22 protein-coding genes are annotated in these 20,963 nt (G+C 68.2%); 10 read left to right on the plus strand and 12 right to left on the minus strand.

The window, feature by feature from the left end; translation table 11 throughout:
• Positions 1–147: 147 nt before the first annotated feature.
• Positions 148–1,032 carry a LysR family transcriptional regulator gene (locus tag ACM0PK_RS19140; protein WP_065179589.1) on the minus strand — a complete coding sequence of 295 codons (885 nt, stop codon included), beginning with the start codon at positions 1,030–1,032 and terminating at the stop codon, positions 148–150.
• Positions 1,033–1,137: 105 nt separating this feature from the next.
• Between ACM0PK_RS19140 and ACM0PK_RS19145 the strand changes: the two genes are divergently transcribed.
• A complete protein-coding gene (locus ACM0PK_RS19145) occupies positions 1,138–2,553 on the plus strand; it encodes an MFS transporter (RefSeq protein ID WP_414607940.1) in 1,416 nt (471 codons plus the stop codon).
• A gap of 136 nt (positions 2,554–2,689) precedes the next feature.
• Here ACM0PK_RS19145 and ACM0PK_RS19150 read toward each other — a convergent pair whose 3' ends face one another.
• Genes ACM0PK_RS19150 through ACM0PK_RS19165 form a run of 4 tightly spaced genes read right to left on the minus strand, consistent with a single transcriptional unit; the run spans position 2,690 to position 5,544 of the window.
• Positions 2,690–3,487, minus strand: coding sequence for an N-formylglutamate amidohydrolase (locus ACM0PK_RS19150; protein ID WP_095379291.1), 798 nt, complete (start codon positions 3,485–3,487; stop codon positions 2,690–2,692).
• On the minus strand, positions 3,480–4,034 hold the full coding sequence (locus ACM0PK_RS19155; RefSeq protein WP_111201063.1) for an NUDIX hydrolase: 555 nt from the start codon (positions 4,032–4,034) through the stop codon (positions 3,480–3,482). The genes ACM0PK_RS19150 and ACM0PK_RS19155 overlap by 8 nt, the downstream gene beginning before the upstream one ends.
• Entirely contained in the window at positions 4,031–4,966 is a 936-nt protein-coding gene (locus tag ACM0PK_RS19160) for a 5'-3' exonuclease (RefSeq protein ID WP_111201062.1), read from the minus strand. The genes ACM0PK_RS19155 and ACM0PK_RS19160 overlap by 4 nt, the downstream gene beginning before the upstream one ends.
• Positions 4,963–5,544 carry a nitroreductase family protein gene (locus ACM0PK_RS19165; protein WP_005415376.1) on the minus strand — a complete coding sequence of 194 codons (582 nt, stop codon included), beginning with the start codon at positions 5,542–5,544 and terminating at the stop codon, positions 4,963–4,965. Before ACM0PK_RS19165 ends, ACM0PK_RS19160 begins: the two co-directional genes overlap by 4 nt.
• A 331-nt stretch (positions 5,545–5,875) precedes the next feature.
• Here ACM0PK_RS19165 and pacR point away from each other — a divergent pair, with 331 nt between their 5' ends.
• Positions 5,876–8,197 carry a PacR family protein gene (pacR, locus tag ACM0PK_RS19170; RefSeq protein WP_414607939.1) on the plus strand — a complete coding sequence of 774 codons (2,322 nt, stop codon included), beginning with the start codon at positions 5,876–5,878 and terminating at the stop codon, positions 8,195–8,197.
• Between the two features lie 51 nt (positions 8,198–8,248).
• Entirely contained in the window at positions 8,249–9,328 is a 1,080-nt protein-coding gene (locus tag ACM0PK_RS19175) for an NAD(P) transhydrogenase subunit alpha (RefSeq protein ID WP_111201060.1), read from the plus strand.
• 101 nt (positions 9,329–9,429) lie between these two features.
• Here the strand turns inward: ACM0PK_RS19175 and ACM0PK_RS19180 are convergent, their stop codons facing one another.
• From ACM0PK_RS19180 to ACM0PK_RS19190, 3 genes are read right to left on the minus strand one after another with little or no spacing between them, the layout of a single operon-like run.
• On the minus strand, positions 9,430–9,891 hold the full coding sequence (locus ACM0PK_RS19180) for a DUF3106 domain-containing protein (RefSeq protein ID WP_111201059.1): 462 nt from the start codon (positions 9,889–9,891) through the stop codon (positions 9,430–9,432).
• A 3-nt stretch (positions 9,892–9,894) separates the two neighbouring features.
• Complete coding sequence (locus ACM0PK_RS19185; protein ID WP_111201058.1) at positions 9,895–10,221, minus strand: hypothetical protein; 327 nt, start codon at positions 10,219–10,221, stop codon at positions 9,895–9,897.
• Positions 10,218–10,802, minus strand: coding sequence for an RNA polymerase sigma factor (locus tag ACM0PK_RS19190; protein ID WP_414607938.1), 585 nt, complete (start codon positions 10,800–10,802; stop codon positions 10,218–10,220). Before ACM0PK_RS19190 ends, ACM0PK_RS19185 begins: the two co-directional genes overlap by 4 nt.
• A 98-nt stretch (positions 10,803–10,900) precedes the next feature.
• Here ACM0PK_RS19190 and ACM0PK_RS19195 point away from each other — a divergent pair, with 98 nt between their 5' ends.
• Both ACM0PK_RS19195 and ACM0PK_RS19200 read left to right on the plus strand, forming a co-directional pair.
• A complete protein-coding gene (locus ACM0PK_RS19195) occupies positions 10,901–11,221 on the plus strand; it encodes an NAD(P) transhydrogenase subunit alpha part 2 (protein WP_005415382.1) in 321 nt (106 codons plus the stop codon).
• Complete coding sequence (locus ACM0PK_RS19200) at positions 11,218–12,678, plus strand: NAD(P)(+) transhydrogenase (Re/Si-specific) subunit beta (protein WP_095379298.1); 1,461 nt, start codon at positions 11,218–11,220, stop codon at positions 12,676–12,678. Before ACM0PK_RS19195 ends, ACM0PK_RS19200 begins: the two co-directional genes overlap by 4 nt.
• A 176-nt stretch (positions 12,679–12,854) precedes the next feature.
• Here the strand turns inward: ACM0PK_RS19200 and ACM0PK_RS19205 are convergent, their stop codons facing one another.
• Positions 12,855–13,274 (minus strand): membrane protein, encoded by a 420-nt coding sequence (locus ACM0PK_RS19205; protein WP_032953950.1) that lies wholly within the window; start codon positions 13,272–13,274, stop codon positions 12,855–12,857.
• A 122-nt stretch (positions 13,275–13,396) separates the two neighbouring features.
• Between ACM0PK_RS19205 and sufT the strand changes: the two genes are divergently transcribed.
• The 3 genes from sufT (at position 13,397) to ACM0PK_RS19220 (ending at position 17,296) form a co-directional block, all read left to right on the plus strand.
• On the plus strand, positions 13,397–13,948 hold the full coding sequence (gene sufT, locus ACM0PK_RS19210; RefSeq protein WP_005415385.1) for a putative Fe-S cluster assembly protein SufT: 552 nt from the start codon (positions 13,397–13,399) through the stop codon (positions 13,946–13,948).
• A gap of 59 nt (positions 13,949–14,007) precedes the next feature.
• Positions 14,008–15,102 carry a branched-chain amino acid aminotransferase gene (locus tag ACM0PK_RS19215; protein WP_005412326.1) on the plus strand — a complete coding sequence of 365 codons (1,095 nt, stop codon included), beginning with the start codon at positions 14,008–14,010 and terminating at the stop codon, positions 15,100–15,102.
• 451 nt (positions 15,103–15,553) lie between these two features.
• Positions 15,554–17,296: a S8 family peptidase gene (locus ACM0PK_RS19220; RefSeq protein ID WP_414607937.1), complete on the plus strand. Its 1,743-nt coding sequence runs from the start codon at positions 15,554–15,556 to the stop codon at positions 17,294–17,296.
• A 189-nt stretch (positions 17,297–17,485) separates the two neighbouring features.
• On the opposite strand, the gene ACM0PK_RS19225 is transcribed toward ACM0PK_RS19220, so the two are convergent.
• The 3 genes from ACM0PK_RS19225 to wrbA form a co-directional block, all read right to left on the minus strand.
• Complete coding sequence (locus ACM0PK_RS19225) at positions 17,486–17,971, minus strand: asparaginase domain-containing protein (RefSeq protein ID WP_010481766.1); 486 nt, start codon at positions 17,969–17,971, stop codon at positions 17,486–17,488.
• Positions 17,972–18,050: 79 nt separating this feature from the next.
• A complete protein-coding gene (locus ACM0PK_RS19230; protein WP_005415388.1) occupies positions 18,051–18,386 on the minus strand; it encodes a DUF2069 domain-containing protein in 336 nt (111 codons plus the stop codon).
• Positions 18,383–18,976 (minus strand): NAD(P)H:quinone oxidoreductase, encoded by a 594-nt coding sequence (gene wrbA / locus ACM0PK_RS19235; RefSeq protein ID WP_049438254.1) that lies wholly within the window; start codon positions 18,974–18,976, stop codon positions 18,383–18,385. The genes ACM0PK_RS19230 and wrbA overlap by 4 nt, the downstream gene beginning before the upstream one ends.
• Positions 18,977–19,053: 77 nt before the next feature.
• Here wrbA and ACM0PK_RS19240 point away from each other — a divergent pair, with 77 nt between their 5' ends.
• Positions 19,054–20,328 carry a YihY family inner membrane protein gene (locus tag ACM0PK_RS19240; protein ID WP_005415390.1) on the plus strand — a complete coding sequence of 425 codons (1,275 nt, stop codon included), beginning with the start codon at positions 19,054–19,056 and terminating at the stop codon, positions 20,326–20,328.
• The gene (locus tag ACM0PK_RS19245) at positions 20,325–20,900 is read left to right on the plus strand and encodes a TlpA family protein disulfide reductase (protein WP_414607936.1); all 576 of its coding nucleotides are present in this window, start codon (positions 20,325–20,327) and stop codon (positions 20,898–20,900) included. Before ACM0PK_RS19240 ends, ACM0PK_RS19245 begins: the two co-directional genes overlap by 4 nt.
• Positions 20,901–20,963: the final 63 nt, after the last annotated feature.

A 20,963-nucleotide genomic window follows, 5' to 3' on the forward strand; every position in this document is an offset into this window, starting at 1 on the left:
AGATCCACGCCATGCGTGGATGGAGTTCGGCTTCGCGGTAGCGCCGGGCCGTGCCCGGCGGCATTCCGTTCCGTCGCCGCGATGCGGCTCGCCGGGCATGGCCCGGCGCTACCGCGAAGCCGAACTCCATCCACGCATGGCGTGGATCTACCAGTCCCCAGCCAGCAACGCGTCGGCCAGTACCTGCAGTTTCGGCGAATGCTGGCGCGACGGCGGGTAGATCAGTGACAGCGCGCGGCTGCGGCCCTCAAACGGCTGCAGCACGCGCTGCAGGCGGCCATCGGCCAAGGCGTCGGCCACCGCGAAATCCATCACCTGCACGATGCCGATGCCGGCGATCGCCGCTTCCACCAGCGGATCGCCGCTGTCGAACACCATCCGCGCCGGTGGCGTGAAATCATGAAGCTGGCCGTCCTGCAGGAACTGCCAGTCCACCAGCCGGCCACTGCGCAGGTTGCGCACCGCCAGGCAGGCATGATCCCGCAAGGCGGCCACATCGTCGGGCGCGCCACAGCGGTCGAGGTAGTCCGGGCTGGCCACCGTCACCCAGCGCAGCGGCCGCAGTGGCCGCGCGACGATCCGCTGGTCGGCGATGACGCCGGTGCGCAGCGCGGCATCGAAACCTTCCTCGACCAGATCGACCAGGCGGTCGTTGAGCACGGCTTCCACCTGCAGTTGCGGGTGCTGCTGCAGCATCGGCCCCAGCAGCGGTACCAGCACCTTGCGCCCGAACATCGAGGGCGCACTGATCTTCAGGGTGCCCGAGGGCGTGCACGGACGGTCGGCCAACTGGCGTTCGGCATCCTCGAGGCCGCACAGCAGGGGCGCGACCTGATCGACGAACTGGCGACCATCCGGGGTCAGTGCCACGTTGCGGGTGTTTCGCTGCAGCAGCTTCACCCCCAGCGTGGCCTCCAGCCGACTGATCGCGCGCGACAGGCCTGACTGGCTCAGGCCCAGTTGCCCGGCGGCGGCGGTGAAACTGCGTGCTTCGGCCACCTGCACCAGCATGCGCACGGCATTGAGGTCCATCGAGGTTCCATTCATGCTGAAAATCATGACAGATATGGACGGAAAGGGGTTTATTGAGAGCGCTGCATCAATGAGACTGCGCTCCCCCACAGCACCGGAGCGTCGATGCCTCCCCTCAAGTACCCGCGCTGGGCGCTGGCCCTGCTGGCCACCGCCCAGCTGATCATCGCCCTGGACGCCACCATCATCTTCGTCGCCCTGCATGACATGGGGCGCGCGCTGCAGATCAATGCGCAGCAGCTGCAATGGGTGGTCAGTGCCTACACCGTCGCCTTCGGCGGCAGCCTGCTGCTGGGTGGCCGCGCCGCCGACCTGATCGGCCGTCGCCGTTTCTACCGGCTGGGCATGCTGCTGTTCGCACTGGCGTCGCTGCTCGGCGCGCTGGCGCCGAACGCCACCCTGCTGATCATCGCGCGTGCGGCGCAGGGCATCGGCGCGGCATTGCTGTTCCCGGCCACGCTGGCGCTGATCAACACGCTGTACGCCGAAGGTCCGGTGCGCAACCGCGCACTTGCGATCTGGAGCATGGCCAGCGCGGTGGGCCTGGCGCTGGGTACGCTGCTCGGTGGCGTGCTGACCCAGGCGTTCGGCTGGCCGGCGGTGCTGGCGGTGATCGTGCCGCTGGCCACCACCTGCGCGGTGGCTGCGGGTGCGTGGTTGCCGGCCGATGGCCCGCGTGCGCAGGGCCGCTCGTTCGATCTGGCCGGCTGCATCACCGTCACTGCCGGCGGCAGCCTGCTGGTCACTACCCTCGTGCAAGGGCCGGAGTGGGGCTGGACTGCGCCGGCCACGCTGGGCTGCCTGCTGCTGTCGGTGCTGCTGCTGGTGGCGTTCGTGCAGATCGAACAGCGCAGCCGCGATCCGCTGATGCAGTTCGCGTTGCTGCGACTGCCCGGACTGCGCGCGGCACTGGGCCTGACCTTCGCCTTCATGAGCAGCTATGGGGTGCAGTACTACTTCATGGCGCTGTACTTCCAGGACGGCTACGGCTGGAGCCCGCTGCAGGCCGGCCTGGCGTTCCTGCCCGCCACTGCGGTGTGCACGGTCGGCATCCAGCTGGCCGAGTGGACGCTGCAGCGCTGGAGCGCGCGCAAGGTGCTGGTGATCGGGCAGCTGGCCGGCGCCATCGGTATCGCCTGGGTGGCCGCGACGCTGCCGCACGGCGCGAACTTCTGGCCGCTGCTGCCGGGCGTGGTAGTGCTGAGCATCGGCCAGGGCATGACCTGGACCTCGATGTGGATCGTGGCCGGGCAGGGCGTGCCGTCCGCACAGCAGGGTGTTGCATCTGGCATGGCGGCGACCGCGCAGCAGATCGGTGGTGCGCTGGGCCTGGCCGTGCTGGTGATGGTGGCCAATGCCGATGCCGGTACAGCAGCCGGTTCGCCGAGTGCACTGGCCGGGCTGGTGCGCGCCGAATACGGTGCCGCCTTGTTTTCACTGTTCGGCGTGGTGATCGCGCTGGGCCTGCGCCCGGCACCGGCCGAATCGGCCGCCACCGTCTGCCCGGCCAACGAGGCATGATTGAAGGCGCTGCCATGGGCGGATGTGCCGCGCCTGTGGTAGTGCCGGCCGCTGGCCGGCAACCTCGGGGTGGTTGGATCACTGAGGTTGCCGGCCAGCGGCCGGCACTACCGATACGGGATGGAACCACGCGCGTTCAACCCAGCGCCAGCAACTCCGGTTGCAGCGCGCTGAAGATCCGTGCCAACCGCTCGGCCCACGCCTGCTGCCCTGCCATATCGGCAATGAGGTCCTGGCGGATCTCCAGTTCCACGTGCACCAGCCCGCGGCCTTCGCCATGCACCGGCACCGCGTAGTCGCTGGTACTGCTGACCGAATACGGTTCGTTGTCCCCCACCACCAGGTCGCCTTCGTCGCGCAATGCCTGCAGCAGTGCATGGGCAAAACGCATGTCCTGGTGGTACAGCACGCCGGCGTGCCAGGGCCGCTGCGTACCGTTCATCACGGGGGTGAAGCTGTGCATCATCACCAGCAGGGTGGGCTGGCCGGCATCACGGCGCGCATCAAGCTCGGTCTCGATGCGTGCATGGTACGGCGCGTGGATCGCATCGATGCGCTGCTGGCGCTGCGCCGCCGACAGCCCGGCATTGCCCGGCACGACGGTGTGGTCGCTCACCTCCGGAATCAGCGTCGGTGAGGCCAGTGGGCGGTTGCAGTCGATCAGCAGCCGCGAGTACGTCTGTTCGATCGCCCAGGCATCGAGCCGTTCGGCCAGTGCACGGGTGGTGCCGGCGATGCCGATGTCCCAGCCGATATGGCGGTCCAGCTCGGCCTGGGGCAGGCCGAGCCCGGTCAGCGCACGCGGCACCTGCTGGCCGGCGTGGTCGGCCAGCAGGAGGTAGGGCGAGACGCCCTGCGCCCGGTGGATCGTGTAGATCGCCGGGTCGTCGGCGCCGAGCAACGCAGGCAGCCTGTGCAGGTCCGCGTCAGCCACGCGGGCGCCCGTCCAGGTGGTGCTCGATCATCCACAGCCCGGCCCAGAGCTTGGCGTCCAGCTCGTAGCCTTCGCCCATCTTCTGCACCAGCCACGCTGCAGCCTCATTGCGTGGAATCTCGTGCACGGTGATGTCCTCGCTGTCATCACCGCCCCCTTCGCCGATCCGTCGCAGGCCGGTAGCGCGCACAAAGGCGATCTTCTCGCTGCTGGCGCCGGAAGACGTCGGGCCGATCATCAGCACTTCGGCGTGATCGGCGGTCCAACCTGTTTCTTCTTCCAGTTCACGCACCGCCGAGACTTCGATCGATTCGCCGGCGTGGATGTCGCCGACCAGGCCGGCCGGCATTTCGATGGTGGGCGCCTGCAGCGGTATACGGAACTGTTCGACGAACAGCACCTTGTCTTCCGGGGTGACGGCGATGATGATCGCGGCCAGGCCACCGGCATGGGTGCGTTCGCTGTATTCCCAGGTACCGCGCACCAGCATGCGCTGGTACTTGCCTTCGTAGACGACGCGCGGGGCTTCGGTATTGCGCTGGCTCATGCGGGCTCGCTGTGGGAGGGAAGAGGATCGGCCACGCCGGCGGCGTCGAACAGCCGGCGGCGGGTCATCGGGCCGAAGCGCAGGGTCTGGCACAGGCCACCGAGCAGCTCTGGATCGGCCGATTGGCGCAGCAGTCCGGGCTGGCTGCCCTCCAACGGCGCGTCCAGCGCGATGGTGGTCAGTTGGCGCCAGAGCTGGGCGTGTTCGCGCTGCTCGCGCAGCCGCACTGCCATCTGTGCAGCGCCACGCAGGCGCAGGAACGGCACTTCGTCCAGTCGTTCGAACAGCGCATCCATGCTGCCGAAATGGGCCAGCAGCACGGCGGCGGACTTGCTGCCGACACCACTGACACCGGGAATGTTGTCCACCGCATCGCCGCACAGCGCCAGGTAATCGGCAATCTGGTGCGCGTGCACGCCGTGCCGTGCCTTCACGCCGGCCACGTCCCAGCGCTGGTTGCGGGTGTAGTCCCACTGTTCGTCGTGATCCAGCAGAAGCTGCGACAGGTCCTTGTCGGCGGAGATGATCACCCCGCGATGGCTGCCGCGGTGCACGTGCAGTGCGCTGCCGATCAGGTCGTCGGCTTCGTAGTCGTGGTGGGCGAGGACGGCAAGGCCCAACGCCGCGCACAGCGCCTTGCAGTGCACGAACTGGCGCTTGAGCGCTTCCGGTGCCGGATCACGGTTGGCCTTGTAGGCCGGATACAGGCGGTGGCGGAAGCCGCTGTCGAGCGCTTCGTCGAAGGCAATGGCGATGTGCCGAGGGCGCTCGCGCTCCAGCAGGTCCAGCAGGAAGCGGGCGAAGCCGTGCACCGCATTGGTGGGCCAGCCCTGTGCGTCCTGGAACTGGTCTGGCAGTGAATGCCAGGCACGGAACACGTAGATGCTGGCATCAACCAGGTACAGCGACGGCGGGGCAGCCGGCAGGGTCATGCCGGGGGTGTCCAGTCGCGCAGCAGGGCCGCCGGGTCGGGGCGCTCGCGCTCGGGTACGTCGGCCTTGGGCGTACCGATGTGGATGAAGCCGGCGATGCGTTCGCCGTCGACCAGGCCCAGGTGGGCCTGCACGGCCGGATCGAAGGCCATCCAGGCGGTCAGCCACTGCGCGCCGAAACCCAGCGCCTGCGCGGCCTGCAGCAGGGCGAAACAGACGCAGCCGGCGGTCATCAGCTGTTCCTGTTCGGGCACCTTCGGGTCCGGCCGCGGGCTGGCTACCACCACGATCACCAGCGGTGCGTGGCTGAAACGCTGGCGGTCCTTCTCGAACACGGCCTCGCCCGCATGTGGGTCGCGCTGGCGGCTGCGTTCAGCCAGGAAGTCGCCCAGAGTGTGACGTGCATCGCCTGCGATTTTCAGGAAGCGGAACGGCACGCGCTTGCCGTGGTCGGGCACGCGCACCGCTGAGGCCAGCATCCGCTGCAGGGTGGCCGGGTCCGGCCCGGGCTCGCCCAGTTGCCGCGAGGGCACCGAGCGGCGGGCATCCAGGGCGAGCAGGGCGGCAGGATCGGGCATGGAGGCTGAACCGGTCATCACGGGCGTTTGATTATAGTCGGCGTGGTCAATGACGCCGTCTGTGTCGCGTCCGGCCCCTGAATACCAAACTGTGATGAACATCATGCCACTGGCGGGAAACGGACAGCCGCTTCCCCTCGCCTCGTGGGCCTTGCACGGCTTACGATATCTGTCTTGCCGGGCCGCCGGTCATGAGGTTTGAAGTGAGGACTGTTTCACTGTCCGTGACGGGCTGGCCGGCCTACCATCGACGTTCCGGTACATGGGGTGTGCCGGAAGCCGCGATGTCCATGCTGTCTGTCGTACCAGAGAAGGTGGGGAGCCTTCCCGAATGATGAGCGTGCCCACACCGATGGGATCGCCGGGCCGTGACCCGGCCCAGCTCCAGCGTGCCCGGGACATGGTCCTGCCCGCGCTGTGCCAGGCCTTCGGGGCGGCACTGGCGCGTTTCGACGATGCCCTGTTCGACCGCGCCGGCAATGCCGGCTCGTCGCAGTTGCTGTTCCTGGACGCGATGCGCGAACTGCGCCGCCGCCGTGAGGACATCGCGGCCGCTTTCGCAGGCCACCTGCAGCAGGCCTGGGCCGCATTGGAGGCTGGTGAGCCGCTGTCAGCCGAGGCGACCCTGTCCGGGCCGGCCGAGGATGGGCTCAGCCTGCTGGCCGAGCATGTGCTGGAATCACGGTTGGCGGTGCGCAATTTCGCCACTGTGTTGCTGCGTGACTTCAAGCCGGTGCTGGCGCGGCTGGATCGCCGCCTGGGCCGGTTGATCGGCGGCGCGGAACTGGACGGTGACCATAATCCGATCAGCCCCGAACACCTGGGCGTGGCCATCCACGAAGCCTTTGCCGGCTGTGAACTGGCCCCGGAAGTGCATCTGGTGCTGATCAAGCTGTGCGAGCGCGACCTGCGTGCACCGGTCGGTCGCATCTACGAGAAGCTGGACGAGCAGCTGGCCGCAGCCGGCGTGATGTCGCAGATGGGGGCTCCGCAGCGCCCACAACCGCCGACACCGGATCCGCGCATGGCCGGGATGCTAGATGACCTGGTCGAGCATCGCCACGGCGCGGGCGTCGATCCGGGGTTCAGCGATGACGAGCAGGCCGCACCGGCCTGGGCGCAGCGCTTCGCCGCCCGCTGGTCCGAGCGCCGCGGGCATATGCAGCAGCACCTGGGCGGCGATGACGGCGCCACCGGCGAGGCCTACGCTGGCCAGCAGGGCATGCTGCTGGAAGCGCTGCACGAACTGCTGCAGCAGACCCGCCACGTGCGTGAGGACGCCACGTCTGCGGCACAGGTGGCGGTTGGCCAGCAGCGCCCGCTCAGCCAGCGCGAAATGATGTCGGTGCTGTCGCTGCTGCAGGCCACGCCCAGCGCCACCCTGCGCGCGGCCATCGGCGAGGACGGCGAATCGCTGGCGCAGCGCCTGAAGAGCGAAGTGCTGTCCAGCGCCACCCAGCTTGGCGTCGATCCGGGCCAGACCCGGCTGGACCCGCAGGATGAGGACGCCATCGACCTGGTCGGCATGCTGTTCGACGTGATGCTGGACGAGCGTGAACTGGAAGGCCGCTCGCGCGAACTGATCGGCCGCCTGGTGGTGCCTTTCGTCAAGGTCGCCATGCTCGACCGCCGCATGTTCGTGCAGAAGACCCACCCGGCGCGCAAGCTGCTCAACTCGCTGGCCGAGGCCTGCGAGGGCAACACCGGCGAGAGCCAGGCCGAGCGCATGCTGATGGCCAAGGTCGAAGAGATCATCGAGCGCCTGGTGGCCGAGTTCAACGAGAACCTGGCGATCTTCCTGACCCTGGAAGAGGAATTCCGCGAGTTCCTGGTGCAGCATCGCCGCCGCGTGGAAATCGCCGAGCGCCGTGCCGCAGAAACGCAGCGCGGCCAGGAAAAGCTGGAAATGGCCCGCAGCCGGGCCGGTGCGGAACTGGACCGCCGCATCGGTGACGCCACGCTGCCGCCGGCCATTGCCGAGTTCCTGCGCCAGCCGTGGCAGCATCATCTGACCCTGGCGCTGCTGCGCGAGGGAGAAGAAGGCGCGTCGGTGGCCGAGGCATTGAGCCTTGGCGATGGCCTGCTGGAGGAAGTGGCCGAGGCCCGCCGCCAGATCGTCGGCAAGCCGTGGCTGCAGGCCTGGCAGCCGGTGCTGGCCAAGGTGTTTGCCAGCGTCGGCGTGCACGGCGATGCGGCCACCGCCGCCATTGATGCCCTGCATGACACCCTGCAGGGCATCGCCGAATCGCGGCCGGAACTGCAGCGTGCGCTGCCGGAGCTGCCGCAGGTTGCCTTGCCCGCGCCGCCAGTGGCTGAATCGCCGGCGGTTGAGCTTGGCGGGCAGATTGACGCCGACGATTTCGACAACGCCGATGCCGACCGCTTCCGCCGCATGGAAATCGGCAACTGGCTGGACTTCGTCGACAAGGATGGCAAGGTGCAGGCGGGCAAGCTGTCCTGGGTCAGCCCGATTTCCTCGCGCCTGCTGTTCGTCAACCGTCGCGGCGTGCGCTTCTGCGTGGCCTCGCCGGAAGAGCTGGCGGTGATGATGCGGCTGGGCCGCCTGCGTGCCCACGTTGATGATGGCGCCTTCGACAGCGCCATGCAGGGCGTGATCGATCGCCTCGACCCGGGCAGCGCCACGCTGCACTGAGCGGGGGCTGCCTGCTAGGATCGGGAAACTCACCGATCAGCGGGGACCTGCATGGCCGTGGCGTTGCTGGGTATCAAGGAGACCGCGCCGGGCGAACGGCGCGTGGCACTGACGCCGGAGACCGCGCGCAGGCTCGGGGCCTTGGGCATTGCCGTCTGGTATGAGGCGGGCGCGGGTCTGGCCGCTGGTTTCACCGACGCCGCCTATGACGATGCCGGTGCACGCGTCTTCGACGCGGGCCGCTGGGCCGAGATCGATATCCTGCTGTGCGTGCAGGCCCCCCCTGCGGCGGTGCTGGAACAGCTCAAGCCCGGCGCCAGCGTGGTCGGCCTGCTGGCCCCGGCCAGCGATCCGGCGCTGGCCGCGCTGGCGGCCGATGGTCGCCTGCAGCTGTTCCCGCTGCAGCAGCTGCCGCGCACCACCCGTGCGCAGGCAATGGATGTACTCAGTTCGCAGGCTGGCATGGCCGGCTACAAGGCGGCGCTGATCGCCGCCGAACGCGCGCCGCGCTTCTTCCCGATGCTGACCACTGCGGCCGGCACCGTGCGGCCGGCCAAGGTGCTGGTGATCGGTGCCGGCGTGGCGGGTCTGCAGGCCATCGCCACTGCGCGCCGCCTCGGTGCACAGGTGGAAGGCTTCGACGTGCGCCCGGAAACCCGCGAGCAGATCCAGTCACTGGGTGCACGCTTCCTCGACCTCGGGGTCAGCGCGGCGGGCGAGGGAGGCTATGCGCGGGCGCTGACCGATGACGAGCGCGCCGAGCAGCAGCGTCGGCTGGCCGACCACCTGCGCAGTGTGGACGTGGTGATCTGCACGGCTGCGGTACCCGGCCGCCCGGCGCCGACCATCGTGACCGCTGCGATGGTGGAAGGCATGGCCAGCGGCAGCGTCATTGTTGACCTGGCGGCGGAAAGCGGCGGCAACTGCGCACTGACCCTGCCGGGGCAGTGCATCGAACACCAGGGCGTGACCATCGACGGTCCGCTGGGCCTGGCCAGCCGCGGCGCGACCCAGGCCAGCGAGATGTATGCGCGCAACCTGCTCAACTTCGTTGCGCTGTTCGTGCGCGACGGGCAGCTCGGTTTCGATTGGGACGACGAACTGCTGGCGAAGACACGCTGGCAGGGGTGAACCTCATTGCCTCCTGTAGAGCCGAGCCCATGCTCGGCTTGCGCAGGCGCGATAGAGCAGCAGAGCGTGGGCTCGGCTCCACAAAGGGTTGAACGTTGCCTTTACCGCGGCTTCGCCGGCGGCGGGTTCTCCCGCACCCAGTCCTTGCGTTGCTCCGGCGTCATCTGCGACCAGCGCTCGCGCAGTGCGTCGCGCTGCGCGGGCGGCAGATCCCGCATCTGACCGAACAGGGCGCGGGCCTGCTCACGCTGTTCCGGGCTCATGTGCTCGAAGCGGCGCAGGCCGCGGCGGGCCTTGTCGCGTTCCTCCGGGCTCATCGATTGCCAGCGCTGGCCATGCGAGAGCATGCGCTGGCGCTGGCCGGCATCGGCGCTGTTCCAGCGATCGCGCAGCGGCGCCAGCAGGGACTCACGCTGGGATTCGCTCAGCTGCTCCCACGCAGGCAGCGTGGCGCCCGGCGCAGGGCGTGCAGCAGGCGCGGGCGCTGCGCTCTGCGCCAGTACCGGGACGGCCGGCAGCAGCAACAGGGTCAACAGCAGCGGCAGGGTATGCAGTCGGGACATGGTTCACTCCATCGCCAGGTCGGTATCGCCCAGCCACAGGTACAGATCGGGATTTTCGTCGTACAGCGCGCTGTTGTCTTCCACCGAGGCCAGCACCGGTGCCGGCACGGCGGGCGACAGGGGGCTGTGGCCGCTGAACTGCAGGCCGATCCCCAGCGCCACCACCAGAGAACAGGCGCTGGCCAGCCACCAGCGCCAGCGCCCGTGACGGGCCGCGCTGGCGCCGTGGCGCGCCAGGCGCAGCCGTGCCAGCGTGGCCGGCGACAGCGCCTGCAGCGACTGCGCGTGCAGGTCGCGCAGGGTGTCATCGGAAGGCAGGGAGCGGTTCACGGGTGGGTCTCCAGGTAGTCCTGCAGCGCCTGCCGGGCGCGTGCCAGATGGGTTTTTACCGCGCCTTCGCTGCAGCCCATGGCGCGGGCGGTGGTGGCCCCGTCCAGGTCCTGCAGCACGCGCAGGGTGAAGGCCTCGCGCTGGCGTGCGGGCAGGGTACGCAGCGCCTGCACCAGTTGCTGGTACTGCTGGCGCTGTTCGTGCGCCTGCGCCGGGTCCGGGCCGGGGTCGGCCCAGTCGATCCCGACTCCGTCGGCGTCCTGGTTGTCGCGCCAGAACGGCAGGCGGAAACGGCGCCGGCGCTGCAGGTCGATCACGCGGCGGCGCAGGATGCTCCAGAACAGGGGCGCCCATTCGGCCGCTGGCTTGTCTGCGTAGTCCAGCATGCGCATCAGCGCGTCCTGCACCGCGTCCATGGCGTCTTCGCGCTGGCGCAGGCCGGCCTCGGCGAAACGGAACGCGCGCGGGCCGACGATGGCCAGGAACGCCTCCAGCGATGCCGGCAGGGCATCGGTGTCGGCGCTCGGGGGGACGGGGCTGCTCACCAGCACAGGGTACGGTTCCTCGCTCGGGGTCACCATCGACAACGCGTGAGCGTCGCCGCGGTTGACGCCGGGTGCGCGCCGGGTTCAGCCCGTGGTTATGATGGGCCGACGAAGACAGAGCGGGAGCGTTGCCAGTGAGTGACGGGTTCGTAGCGCTGTACATCTTCATGCTGGCGGCCATCGCCGGCCACGTGATCATTTCGCGGGTGCCGGTGATCCTGCATACCCCGCTGATGTCGGGTTCCAACTTCATCCACGGCATCGTGCTGATCGGCGCGATGGTGGTGCTGGGGCACGCGCAGACGCCGCTGGAAAAGGCGCTGGGCTTCCTTGCCGTGGTGCTCGGTGCCGGCAATGCCGCCGGTGGCTACGTGGTCACCGCGCGCATGCTGGAGATGTTCAAGCCGAGCGCGCCCAAGGGCGGCAGGGACGAACCGAAGGAGCCACAGGCTTGAACATCAGCACCGTCGAACTGCTCGACTGGCTGGTCAAGGCCAGCTACCTCGTCGCCGCCACGCTGTTCCTGCTGGGTCTGCAGCGCATGGCTTCGCCGCTGACCGCGCGCAGCGGCATCCGCTGGGCAGGGCTGGGCATGCTGCTGGCCACGGTGGCGACCTTCTTCCTGCCTGAACTGCACAACGTGCCGCTGATCCTGGTCGCACTGCTGCTGGGCGCGGGCCTGGCCTGGTGGTCGGCCGGCAAGGTGGCCATCACCGACATGCCGCAGATGGTGGCGTTGTACAACGGCATGGGCGGTGGCTCGGCGGCGGCGATCGGTGCGGTGGAACTGCTGCGCTATGCCTTCCTTGCCAACCGCGATACCCGCCATTGGAGCGAGCAGGCGCTGGCCGACCTGGCCGCGCGCCAGCCCTCGGGCATGGTGCTGCTGCTGGCGGTGGTCGGCGCGGCGATCGGTGCGGTCTCGCTGTCCGGTTCGGTGATCGCCTGGGCCAAACTGGACGGACGCCTGGACAAGCGGGTGACCTGGCCCGGCCAGCAGGTGATGAACCTGATGGTGGCACTGGCGGTGGCGGTGCTGGCGATCATCGCGGCCAGCACGCTCAACACCTCGGCAATCGTCGCCTTCTTCGTGCTGGCGCTGGCACTGGGCGTGCTGATGACGTTGCCGATCGGTGGCGCCGACATGCCGGTGGTGATCTCGCTGTACAACGCATTCACCGGCCTGGCGGTGTCCTTCGAAGGTTATGTGCTGGGCAATGAGGCGCTGATCATCGCCGGCATGATGGTCGGCGCGGCCGGCATCCTGCTGACCCGGTTGATGGCCAAGGCGATGAACCGGCCGATCCGCAACGTGCTGTTCTCCAACTTCGGCGGCGGTGCCGGAGGCGAGGCACAGGCGATCACCGGCGCGCAGAAGCCCATCGAAGCGTCGGACGTCGCGGCGATGATGGCCTTTGCCGAGCGCGTGGTGATCGTGCCCGGCTACGGCATGGCGGTGGCGCAGGCCCAGCACAAGATCTGGGAACTGGCGCAGCGGCTGGGCCAGCGTGGCGTGAAAGTGAAGTTCGCGATCCACCCGGTGGCCGGGCGCATGCCCGGGCACATGAACGTGCTGCTGGCCGAGGCCGGCGTGCCCTACGACCTGATCGCCGACATGGACGACATCAACCCCGAATTCGCCAATACCGACGTGGTGCTGGTGATCGGTGCCAACGACGTGGTCAATCCGGTGGCGCGGACCGACCCGGCCAGCCCGATCTACGGCATGCCGGTGCTGGACGTGGTCAACGCGCGCAACGTGGTGGTGATCAAGCGTGGCAAGGGCACCGGTTTTGCCGGCATCGAGAATGCGCTGTTCTACGCCGACAACACCCGCATGCTCTATGGCGACGGCGCCGAAGCGGCGGCCTCGCTGGTGAGTGAACTGAAGGCGCTCGACGGCGGGCATTGAGTTGAGGACCGGGGTCGGATCCCTTTCCGCAGGAAAGGGCTCTGCCCCCCTTGCCGGCCAGCGGCCGGCACTACCCCATCCGCGCGTGGTGGCTGCAGCGGGTAGGTGCGGTCCCTGGTCCGCACGCCTTTGCCGGCCAGCGGCCGGCACTACCGAATCCACGAATCTCTACGCGCTCAGCGCGCCAGCCAGGCACCTACGGCCACGGCCACGGCCAGCCACAGCCATTCCACCGCGCCGTTGGCCAGGCTGATCAGGGTCCAGGCCAGGTGCGGGCCCATCCGCGTGGTGGCATCCCACAGGTCCAGGCCGATCGAGCCGCCCATCCAGGCGCTGGCGATGGCCCAGTTGGCCACGGCGGCCACCAGCAGGGTGCCGAGCACGACCAGGGCGACGCGCAGCCGGCCTGGGCCCAGCGTGCCCAGGCGCAGCATGAACACCAGTTCCAGGGCGGCCAGCACCGCCATCCAGCCGACCTGCCGGCCGGTCATCAGCGCCAGGACCATCCAGGCGAGGGGAGCGACAAACAGGCCCAGCAGCAGCATGAGGGGCCAGAGCCAGGTCACGGTCCTGGCACGCGCGGCATTGGAGGACATCGAAGCTCCCAGAAGATCACCCACAGGATACTGTGGTTTGCCGCAGTGCACCGGCGGTGCGGGGGCGGCTGGGCTAGAATGCCGTCTTGCGTGGCCACGGCCACGGCCCCATATCGGTCCCCATGTATTCCCGTAGCAGCGAACCTGTCCACTTCGAACGCGATTGCGAGGCCGTGATGGTCCCGCAGGGCGACACCGTGACCCTGCCTGCCGGCAGCTATGGGTACATCACCCAGGCGCTGGGCGGCAGTTATTCGGTGTTCGTCGAGGGCAACCTGTTCCGCATCGCCGGCAAGGACGGCGATGCCATCGGCAAGGAGGCACCGGCGCCGCTCGAGTTGCCGGCCGACGCCACCGATGAACAGGTGGAGCAGCTGGTGTGGCAGCAGCTGCGCACCTGCTTCGATCCGGAAATTCCGGTCAACATCGTGGAACTGGGCCTGGTCTATGAAGTCGAGATCAAGCACCTGGATGAGGGCAAGCGCGAGATCGACGTGAAGATGACGCTGACCGCCCCGGGCTGCGGCATGGGCGAGATCCTGGTCGACGACGTGCGCAGCAAGCTTGAAATGATCCCGACGGTGGCCGAGGCCGACGTCGACCTGGTGTTCGACCCGCCGTGGAACCAGCACATGATGTCCGAGGCGGCCCGGCTAGAGACCGGCATGCTTTGACCCAGGGCCCGCAGTGACGCGGGCCCGGCACTACCCGCAACCAGAACAGGAATCCTCCGGTGTCCCAGTCCATCCCCAGCTTCGCCGTCACCCGTTCGGACCACCCGCGCAGCGCTGAAGAGCGCGCCAAGATCCTGGAGAAGCCGGGCTTCGGCCTGCACTTCACCGATCACATGGTGGAAGTGCGCTGGGACAAGGATGCCGGCTGGCACAATGCCAACGTGCGCGCCTACGGCCCGCTGCAGCTGGACCCGGCCGCCGCCGTGCTGCATTACGGCCAGGAAATCTTCGAAGGCATCAAGGCCTACCGCCACGCCGACGGTTCGATCTGGACCTTCCGCCCGGATGCCAACGGCCGTCGCCTGCAGCGTTCGGCGCAGCGCCTGGCGTTGCCGGAACTGCCGGTGGAGATCTTCGTCGAATCGCTGAAGCAGCTGATCGCCGTCGACAGTGACTGGGTGCCTTCGGCCGATGAGTCGAGCCTGTATTTCCGCCCGTTCATGATCGGCGACGAGGCCTTCCTCGGCGTGCGCGGCGCGCACAAGGCCGGCTACTACGTCATCGCCAGCCCGGCCGGCCCGTACTTCGCCAAGGGTGTTGCCCCGGTGTCCATCTGGCTGTCCACCGAGTACGCGCGTGCGGCCAAGGGCGGCACCGGTGCCGCCAAGTGCGGTGGCAACTACGCTGCCTCGCTGCTCCCGCAGCAGAAGGCGCAGGCGCAGGGCTGCTCGCAGGTACTGTTCCTCGACCCGGTCGAAGGCAAGTACCTGGAAGAACTGGGCGGCATGAACGTGTTCCTGGTCTACAAGGACGGCACGCTGGTCACCCCGGAACTGTCGGGCAGCATCCTCGAGGGCATCACCCGCGAGAGCATCCTGCAGTTGGCCCGCGACCGTGGCATGAAGGTCGAAGAGCGCAAGGTCAGCATCGACGAGTGGAAGGACGGCGTCGCCTCCGGTGCGATCAGCGAAGTGTTTGCCTGTGGCACCGCCGCGGTGGTCACTCCGATCGGCCAGCTGAAGGGCGAGGGCTTCTCGGTGGGCGACATCAACGCGCCGGCCGGCGAAGTCACCATGTCGCTGCGCAAGGAACTGACCGATATCCAGTACGGCCGCCTGCCGGACCGCCACAACTGGCTGGTCAAGCTGGGCTGATCGCCCACATCGAATCGTAGAGCCGGGCCCGCGCCCGGCTGCGCTTCTGGAAAGCCCGTCCCCGCGACGGGCTTTCTGCGTTTCGAGCCAAGGGATCAGATCCCTTTCCGCGTGAGAAAGGGATCTGCCCCGGATCGGTGGACGCCGATGTCGGCAAAGTCATTCCAGGACACGTGACGACCCAGTCAGGTCTGTGCAGGACACGAGAAAGTTCCTTCACCTTCACAAACCCTCGACCCGAAAAGTCTCAGAACGAACATTTCATCTTGCTGAAAAGACGCTGAAAATCTTGTGGTGTCCGGTTTCGGCCATTAGCGTCATATGTACGGCGGATCGTTAGGGGGATCCGCTGACTCATCGGACTTCGAACCTCGCCAACGCAAGCCAGCCCAGGGTTCGGGCCGGTGCTTCTGCCGATTCCGGCATTCACACCACAAGAAAGGGAAATACGATGTCCCAGGTAACGCAACCGCGTGTGCGTCGAGTGTGGGTGGTCCTTGGTGCGTCCGTTCTGTCATCGCTGCTGCTGGCCACGCCTGCGCTGGCCGGTGACGTCCAGCTCAGCGGCCTGCAGTCCGCGCCGACGCACCAGCGCTTCATCGTGAAGTACCGCGACGGCAGTGCGCCGGTGGCCAACACCACGGCACTGGCCTCTTCTCTGAAGACTGCCGCCGCCGGCCTGGCCAGCAGCCAGGGCCGCGCGCTGGGCCTGCAGGAGGTCCGCAAGCTGGCCGTTGGCCCGACCCTGGTCAGGACCGATCGCCCGCTTGACCAGGCCGAATCCGAGCTGCTGATGCGCAAGCTCGCCGCCGACCCGAACGTGGAATACGTCGAAGTCGACCAGATCATGCGTGCGACGCTGACCCCGAATGACACCCGCTTCAGCGAACAGTGGGGCTTCGGTACCTCCAACGCGTCGATCAACGTGCGGCCGGCCTGGGACAAGGCCACCGGCACCGGCGTGGTGGTGGCCGTGATCGATACCGGCATCACCAACCATCCCGATCTCAACGCCAACATCCTGCCTGGCTATGACTTCATCAGCGATGCCGCGATGGCGCGCGATGGCGGTGGCCGCGACAACAACCCGAATGACGAGGGCGACTGGTACGGCGCCAACGAGTGCGGCTCGGGCATCCCGGCCTCCAACTCCAGCTGGCACGGTACCCACGTCGCCGGCACCGTGGCGGCGGTGACCAACAACAGCACCGGCGTGGCCGGTACTGCGTTCAATGCCAAGGTCGTCCCGGTGCGCGTGCTGGGCAAGTGCGGCGGTTACACCTCCGACATCGCCGACGCGATCGTGTGGGCCTCTGGCGGCACCGTCAGTGGCGTGCCGGCCAACGCCAACCCGGCCGAGGTCATCAACATGTCGCTGGGTGGTGGCGGCACCTGCTCGGCCACCTACCAGAACGCCATCAACGGCGCGGTCAGCCGTGGTACCACCGTGGTGGTCGCCGCCGGCAACAGCAACACCAACGTGTCCTCGTCGGTGCCGGCCAACTGCGCGAACGTGATCGCGGTGGCGGCCACGACCTCGGCCGGTGCGCGTGCCAGCTTCTCCAACTACGGTGCCGGCATCGACATTTCCGGCCCGGGCCAGAGCATCCTGTCCACCCTCAACACCGGTACCACCACGCCGGGCAGCGCCAGCTACGCGTCGTACAACGGCACCTCGATGGCGGCGCCGCATGTGGCCGGCGTGGTTGCGCTGATGCAGTCGGTGGCGCCGAGCGCACTGAGTCCGGCGCAGGTCGAAAGCATCATCAAGAGCACTGCACGCCCGCTGCCGGGCGCCTGCTCCGGTGGCTGCGGCGCCGGCATCGTCGACGCCAACGCGGCCGTGGATGCGGCGATCAACGGCGGTGGCAACCCGAACCCGGGTGGCAACGTGCTGCAGAACAACGTGCCGGTGACCGGCCTGGGCGCTGCGACCGGTGCCGAGCTGAACTACACCGTCGCCGTTCCGGCCGGTAGCAGCCAGCTGCGCGTGACGATCAGTGGCGGCAGCGGCGATGCCGACCTGTACGTGCGCCAGGGCAGTGCCCCGACCGATACCAGCTACACCTGCCGTCCGTACCTGAGTGGCAACAGCGAGACCTGCACCATCAACAGCCCTGCCGCTGGCACGTGGTATGTGCGGGTGAAGGCCTACAGCACCTTCTCGGGCGTGACCCTCAACGCCCAGTACTGAGCCCAAGTCCCTCTCCAAGGGCACGCCCTGGCTTCGGCCGGGGCGTTCTTGCTTCTGTGGGGCCGAGCCCATGCTCGGCTGCTCTGGCTGCGGACCGTTGTGCCGCGCTGGCACGCGGTTGCCGAGCATGGCTCGGCACTACAAGGGCAGCGCTCTGGCAGGTGCCGAGCTTGGTCGGCGCGCGGTTCCTCAGACCGACTCGAAGCGGTTCGCGGCCACGTTCTTGCGCACGTGCTGCGGGTCGAAGATCCGCCCGTTCATCGCGATGTACACGCCGCTCGGCAACGACTGCACCGCACCGATCGCACAGCCGATGTTGAACTCCGCATCCGAGCCGCGGAAGCGTGCCGGGCTCAGCGCACCGGTCATCACGATGGTCTTGTCCGGGATCGTCGCCAGCACCTTGCCGGTCTGCACCATCGAGTCGGTGCCGTGGGTCACCAGGACGTGCCGGGTCGGCTGCGCGGCGATGGTGGCGCGGATCAGCTCGCGGTCCTCATCGTTGATGTGCAGCGAATCCTTGCGCAGGATCGGAATCACGTTGAAGCGGAACGTCACGCCCAGCTCGCGCAGGATCATGCCGATCTGCGGATCGCCAATCTGGTAGTCCGACTTGTCGTCGAAGTAGATCTTGTCGATCGTGCCACCGGTGGTGACGACCAGGAGCTCTTCCATCATGTGCATGCGCGAAACCAGGACAGGTACTGCGGCGCGGGGCCAGGAATGCAGATGATACGGCCCAGCGGGCGCAGCGTCAGCGTTGCTTGCCGAAGCGGGCGCGCAGGCCGGGCAGGCTGGCGCTGAAGATCACCAGCAGGGCCAGCGCGATCTCGATCAGCGCCAGCCAGCGCGTTTCCGGATGGCTCCAGGCGCTCATCACGCCGTGGCTGAACCAGCCCAGCGCCAGGACCGAGGCCCAGAATCCGGCCTTGCGCCAGCCCAGGCGCACGGCGATGGCCAGCGCCAGCGGCGGCGCGGTGAACACCAGCTGGGTCGCCAGCCAGTGCTTGTCATTGATGAACCAGCCGGCGAACAGCGCGGCCAGCCCCATCAGGGCCAGCAGCAGGACCGTGCGCGGCGCGGCGCTCATCGGGCCAACCGCTGCGCGATGCCGGCCACCCGGCGCCCCAGCGCGCGCGCCAGCACGGCTTCGTCGTCGGTCGGCTGCGGGTCGTCGGCGGCACCGGCGACGTGGCTGGCGCCATAGGGTGTGCCGCCACTGGTGGTATGGCTCAGCGCCGGTTCGGTGAACGGAATGCCGACGATCACGCAGCCATGGTGCAGCAGCGGCACCTGCATCGACAGCAGGGTCGATTCCTGCCCGCCATGCATGGATGCGGTGGACGTGAACACGCCGGCCGGCTTGCCGGAGAGGGTGCCATTGACCCATTCGGCGCCCAGCCCATCCAGGAAATGCTTCACCGGCGCGGCCATGTTGCCGAAGCGGGTCGGGCTGCCGAGCAGCAGGCCCTGGCATTCGACCAGGTCCTGCACGCTTACATAGGGGGCGCCATCGTCGGGTACCGGCGGCTGCGCGGTCTGGGTCACTGCGGCCACCGGCGGCACCGTGCGCAGGCGCGCAGTCATGCCCGGCACTTCGCCGATGCCCCGCGCGATCTGGCGCGCCAGCCGTGCCACCGAACCGCCCCGGCTGTAATACAGCACCAGAATCTCGCCCATCGTGCCCGCTTCTCCTCGTCGTGTGGCCACCAGTATGGCTATCCTGCGAGCATTCCGCATCGGGTACCCTTCCACCGATGGAACCTTTGGATACGCTCAACCTGTGGATGGAGCGCGCGCGGGATCGCGCACGGGCCATCAGTTTCGGCCGCTTCCTGTGGCATCGCTTCCTCGACGACCGCCTGTTCCAGGCAGCGGCGGCGCTGGCGTACACCACGGTGTTCGCGCTGGTGCCGCTGGCCATCGTGGTGTTCGGCGTGCTCTCGGCCTTCCCCGTTTTCGACCGCTGGAGCGACCAGCTCAGCGACTACGTCTTCTCCAACTTCGTGCCCTCCGCTGCGCGCGCGGCCGAGGGTTACCTGCGGCAGTTTTCGGCCAGTGCCGGCCAGCTGACCGCCGCCGGCTTCATCGCACTGGTCGCCTCACTGCTGATCACGCTCAACAGCGTGGAAGAGACCTTCAACCAGATCTGGCGGGTCGGCTCGAGCCGGCCCAAGCTGACCCGCTTCCTGGTCTACTGGACCGTGCTGACCCTGGGCGCGATGCTCGCCGCTGCGTCGCTGGCGGTGTCGGCGCGGGTGTTCGCGATGCCGTTGTTCGGTACCCAGGAGGGCCGTTGGCTGGCCGAACTGGCGCTGCGGCTGGCACCGATCCTGATCGAGTTCGTCTGCATCACGCTGATGTTCCGTGTGGTACCGCACCACACGGTGAAATGGCGGCATGCCGTGCCCGGCGCGATCCTGGCGGCGGTGATCCTGGAGCTGGTGAAGTGGGGCATCGGCGCGTATCTGGGCAGCTTCCAGTCCTACCAGAAGCTGTATGGCACGGTCGCCTTCGTGCCGATCCTGCTGCTGTGGATCTACCTGTGCTGGGTGGCGGTGCTGCTGGGTGCGTCGCTGGCCTCCTCGATGGCCGCCTTCCGCTACCAGCCGGTCGAGCTGCGCCTGCCGCAGGGGTACGAGTTCTATGGGCTGCTGCGCCTGCTTGGCCGCTTCCAGCATGCACGGGCCAAGGGCAAAGGCCTGGCCGATGACGAGATCCTGCGGCTGGAGCCGATGCTGACCGATTCACTGCTGCAGGACCTGATCTGCAACCTGCAGGAGATCGACCTGCTGCGCCGCGATGAGCGCGGCGAGTGGCTGCTGTCGCGCGACCTGGACCAGGTCAGCCTGGCCGATCTGTACGAATGCACCCAGCTGCGCATCCCGGTAGCCGAGCAGCACCTGCCGTATCGCGACGACAGCCTGGGCCGTGCCGCCTTGGCGGCGCTGGATGACCTGCGACTGCCCCTGCGCGAACGCCTGAAGCGCAAGGTCAGTGATATCTATACCGACTCTGGAGACACCCCATGACCCGCAAGACGTCGTTGCCGCTGCTGCTCCCGTTGACCCTGCTGCTGGCCCTGGCGGCCTGCAAACCGGCCCAGGAGCCGGCACCGGCCAGGAGCCAGCCACCGGCGCAGGCACCGACGCCGAGCACGCCGGCACCGGTCGAGGAAACCCCGGCCGAGCGCACCACCGCCGAGTTCCCGACGCTGAAGATGAAGGCGGTGGATGGCAGCGACTACGACCTGGCCGCGCATCGCGGCAAGTGGGTGGTGGTGAACTTCTGGGCCACCTGGTGCGCGCCGTGCCGCAAGGAAATGCCCGAGCTGTCGGCCCTGCATGCGATGCGTAGCAACATCGAAGTGGTCGGCTTGGCTTACGAGGACATCGAAGTGCCGGAGATGCAGTCGTTCCTGGCCAAGCATCCGGTGACCTATCCGATCGTGATCGTGGACCCGTTCGATCCGCCGGCCGACTTCGCCACGCCGCGTGGCCTGCCGCTGACGCATCTGCTGGACCCGCAGGGCAAGCTGGCGCACACGTTCCTTGGCCCGGTGACCGCCGCCGACATCGAGAAGCAGATCGCGGCTGCCAAGTAGTGGGTTTGTCGGCAGGGCCTGCGGCCCTGCACCCGCGGTAGTGCCGGCCGCTGGCCGGCAACC

It is taken from the genome of Stenotrophomonas sp. FR010 (genome assembly GCF_047520755.2).
Classification (GTDB): Bacteria; Pseudomonadota; Gammaproteobacteria; order Xanthomonadales; family Xanthomonadaceae; genus Stenotrophomonas; species Stenotrophomonas sepilia.

Coding starts and splice junctions, on each gene's coding strand:
- ACM0PK_RS19140 (WP_065179589.1), bottom strand. CDS start 1,032: ATGGACCTCAATGCCGTGCGCATGCTGGTGCAGGTGGCCGAAGCACGC.
- ACM0PK_RS19145 (WP_414607940.1), top strand. CDS start 1,138: ATGCCTCCCCTCAAGTACCCGCGCTGGGCGCTGGCCCTGCTGGCCACC.
- ACM0PK_RS19155 (WP_111201063.1), bottom strand. CDS start 4,034: ATGAGCCAGCGCAATACCGAAGCCCCGCGCGTCGTCTACGAAGGCAAG.
- ACM0PK_RS19160 (WP_111201062.1), bottom strand. CDS start 4,966: ATGACCCTGCCGGCTGCCCCGCCGTCGCTGTACCTGGTTGATGCCAGC.
- ACM0PK_RS19165 (WP_005415376.1), bottom strand. CDS start 5,544: ATGCCCGATCCTGCCGCCCTGCTCGCCCTGGATGCCCGCCGCTCGGTG.
- pacR (WP_414607939.1), top strand. CDS start 5,876: ATGATGAGCGTGCCCACACCGATGGGATCGCCGGGCCGTGACCCGGCC.
- ACM0PK_RS19175 (WP_111201060.1), top strand. CDS start 8,249: ATGGCCGTGGCGTTGCTGGGTATCAAGGAGACCGCGCCGGGCGAACGG.
- ACM0PK_RS19180 (WP_111201059.1), bottom strand. CDS start 9,891: ATGTCCCGACTGCATACCCTGCCGCTGCTGTTGACCCTGTTGCTGCTG.
- ACM0PK_RS19190 (WP_414607938.1), bottom strand. CDS start 10,802: ATGGTGACCCCGAGCGAGGAACCGTACCCTGTGCTGGTGAGCAGCCCC.
- ACM0PK_RS19205 (WP_032953950.1), bottom strand. CDS start 13,274: ATGTCCTCCAATGCCGCGCGTGCCAGGACCGTGACCTGGCTCTGGCCC.
- sufT (WP_005415385.1), top strand. CDS start 13,397: ATGTATTCCCGTAGCAGCGAACCTGTCCACTTCGAACGCGATTGCGAG.
- ACM0PK_RS19220 (WP_414607937.1), top strand. CDS start 15,554: ATGTCCCAGGTAACGCAACCGCGTGTGCGTCGAGTGTGGGTGGTCCTT.
- ACM0PK_RS19225 (WP_010481766.1), bottom strand. CDS start 17,971: ATGGAAGAGCTCCTGGTCGTCACCACCGGTGGCACGATCGACAAGATC.
- ACM0PK_RS19230 (WP_005415388.1), bottom strand. CDS start 18,386: ATGAGCGCCGCGCCGCGCACGGTCCTGCTGCTGGCCCTGATGGGGCTG.
- wrbA (WP_049438254.1), bottom strand. CDS start 18,976: ATGGGCGAGATTCTGGTGCTGTATTACAGCCGGGGCGGTTCGGTGGCA.
- ACM0PK_RS19240 (WP_005415390.1), top strand. CDS start 19,054: ATGGAACCTTTGGATACGCTCAACCTGTGGATGGAGCGCGCGCGGGAT.
- ACM0PK_RS19245 (WP_414607936.1), top strand. CDS start 20,325: ATGACCCGCAAGACGTCGTTGCCGCTGCTGCTCCCGTTGACCCTGCTG.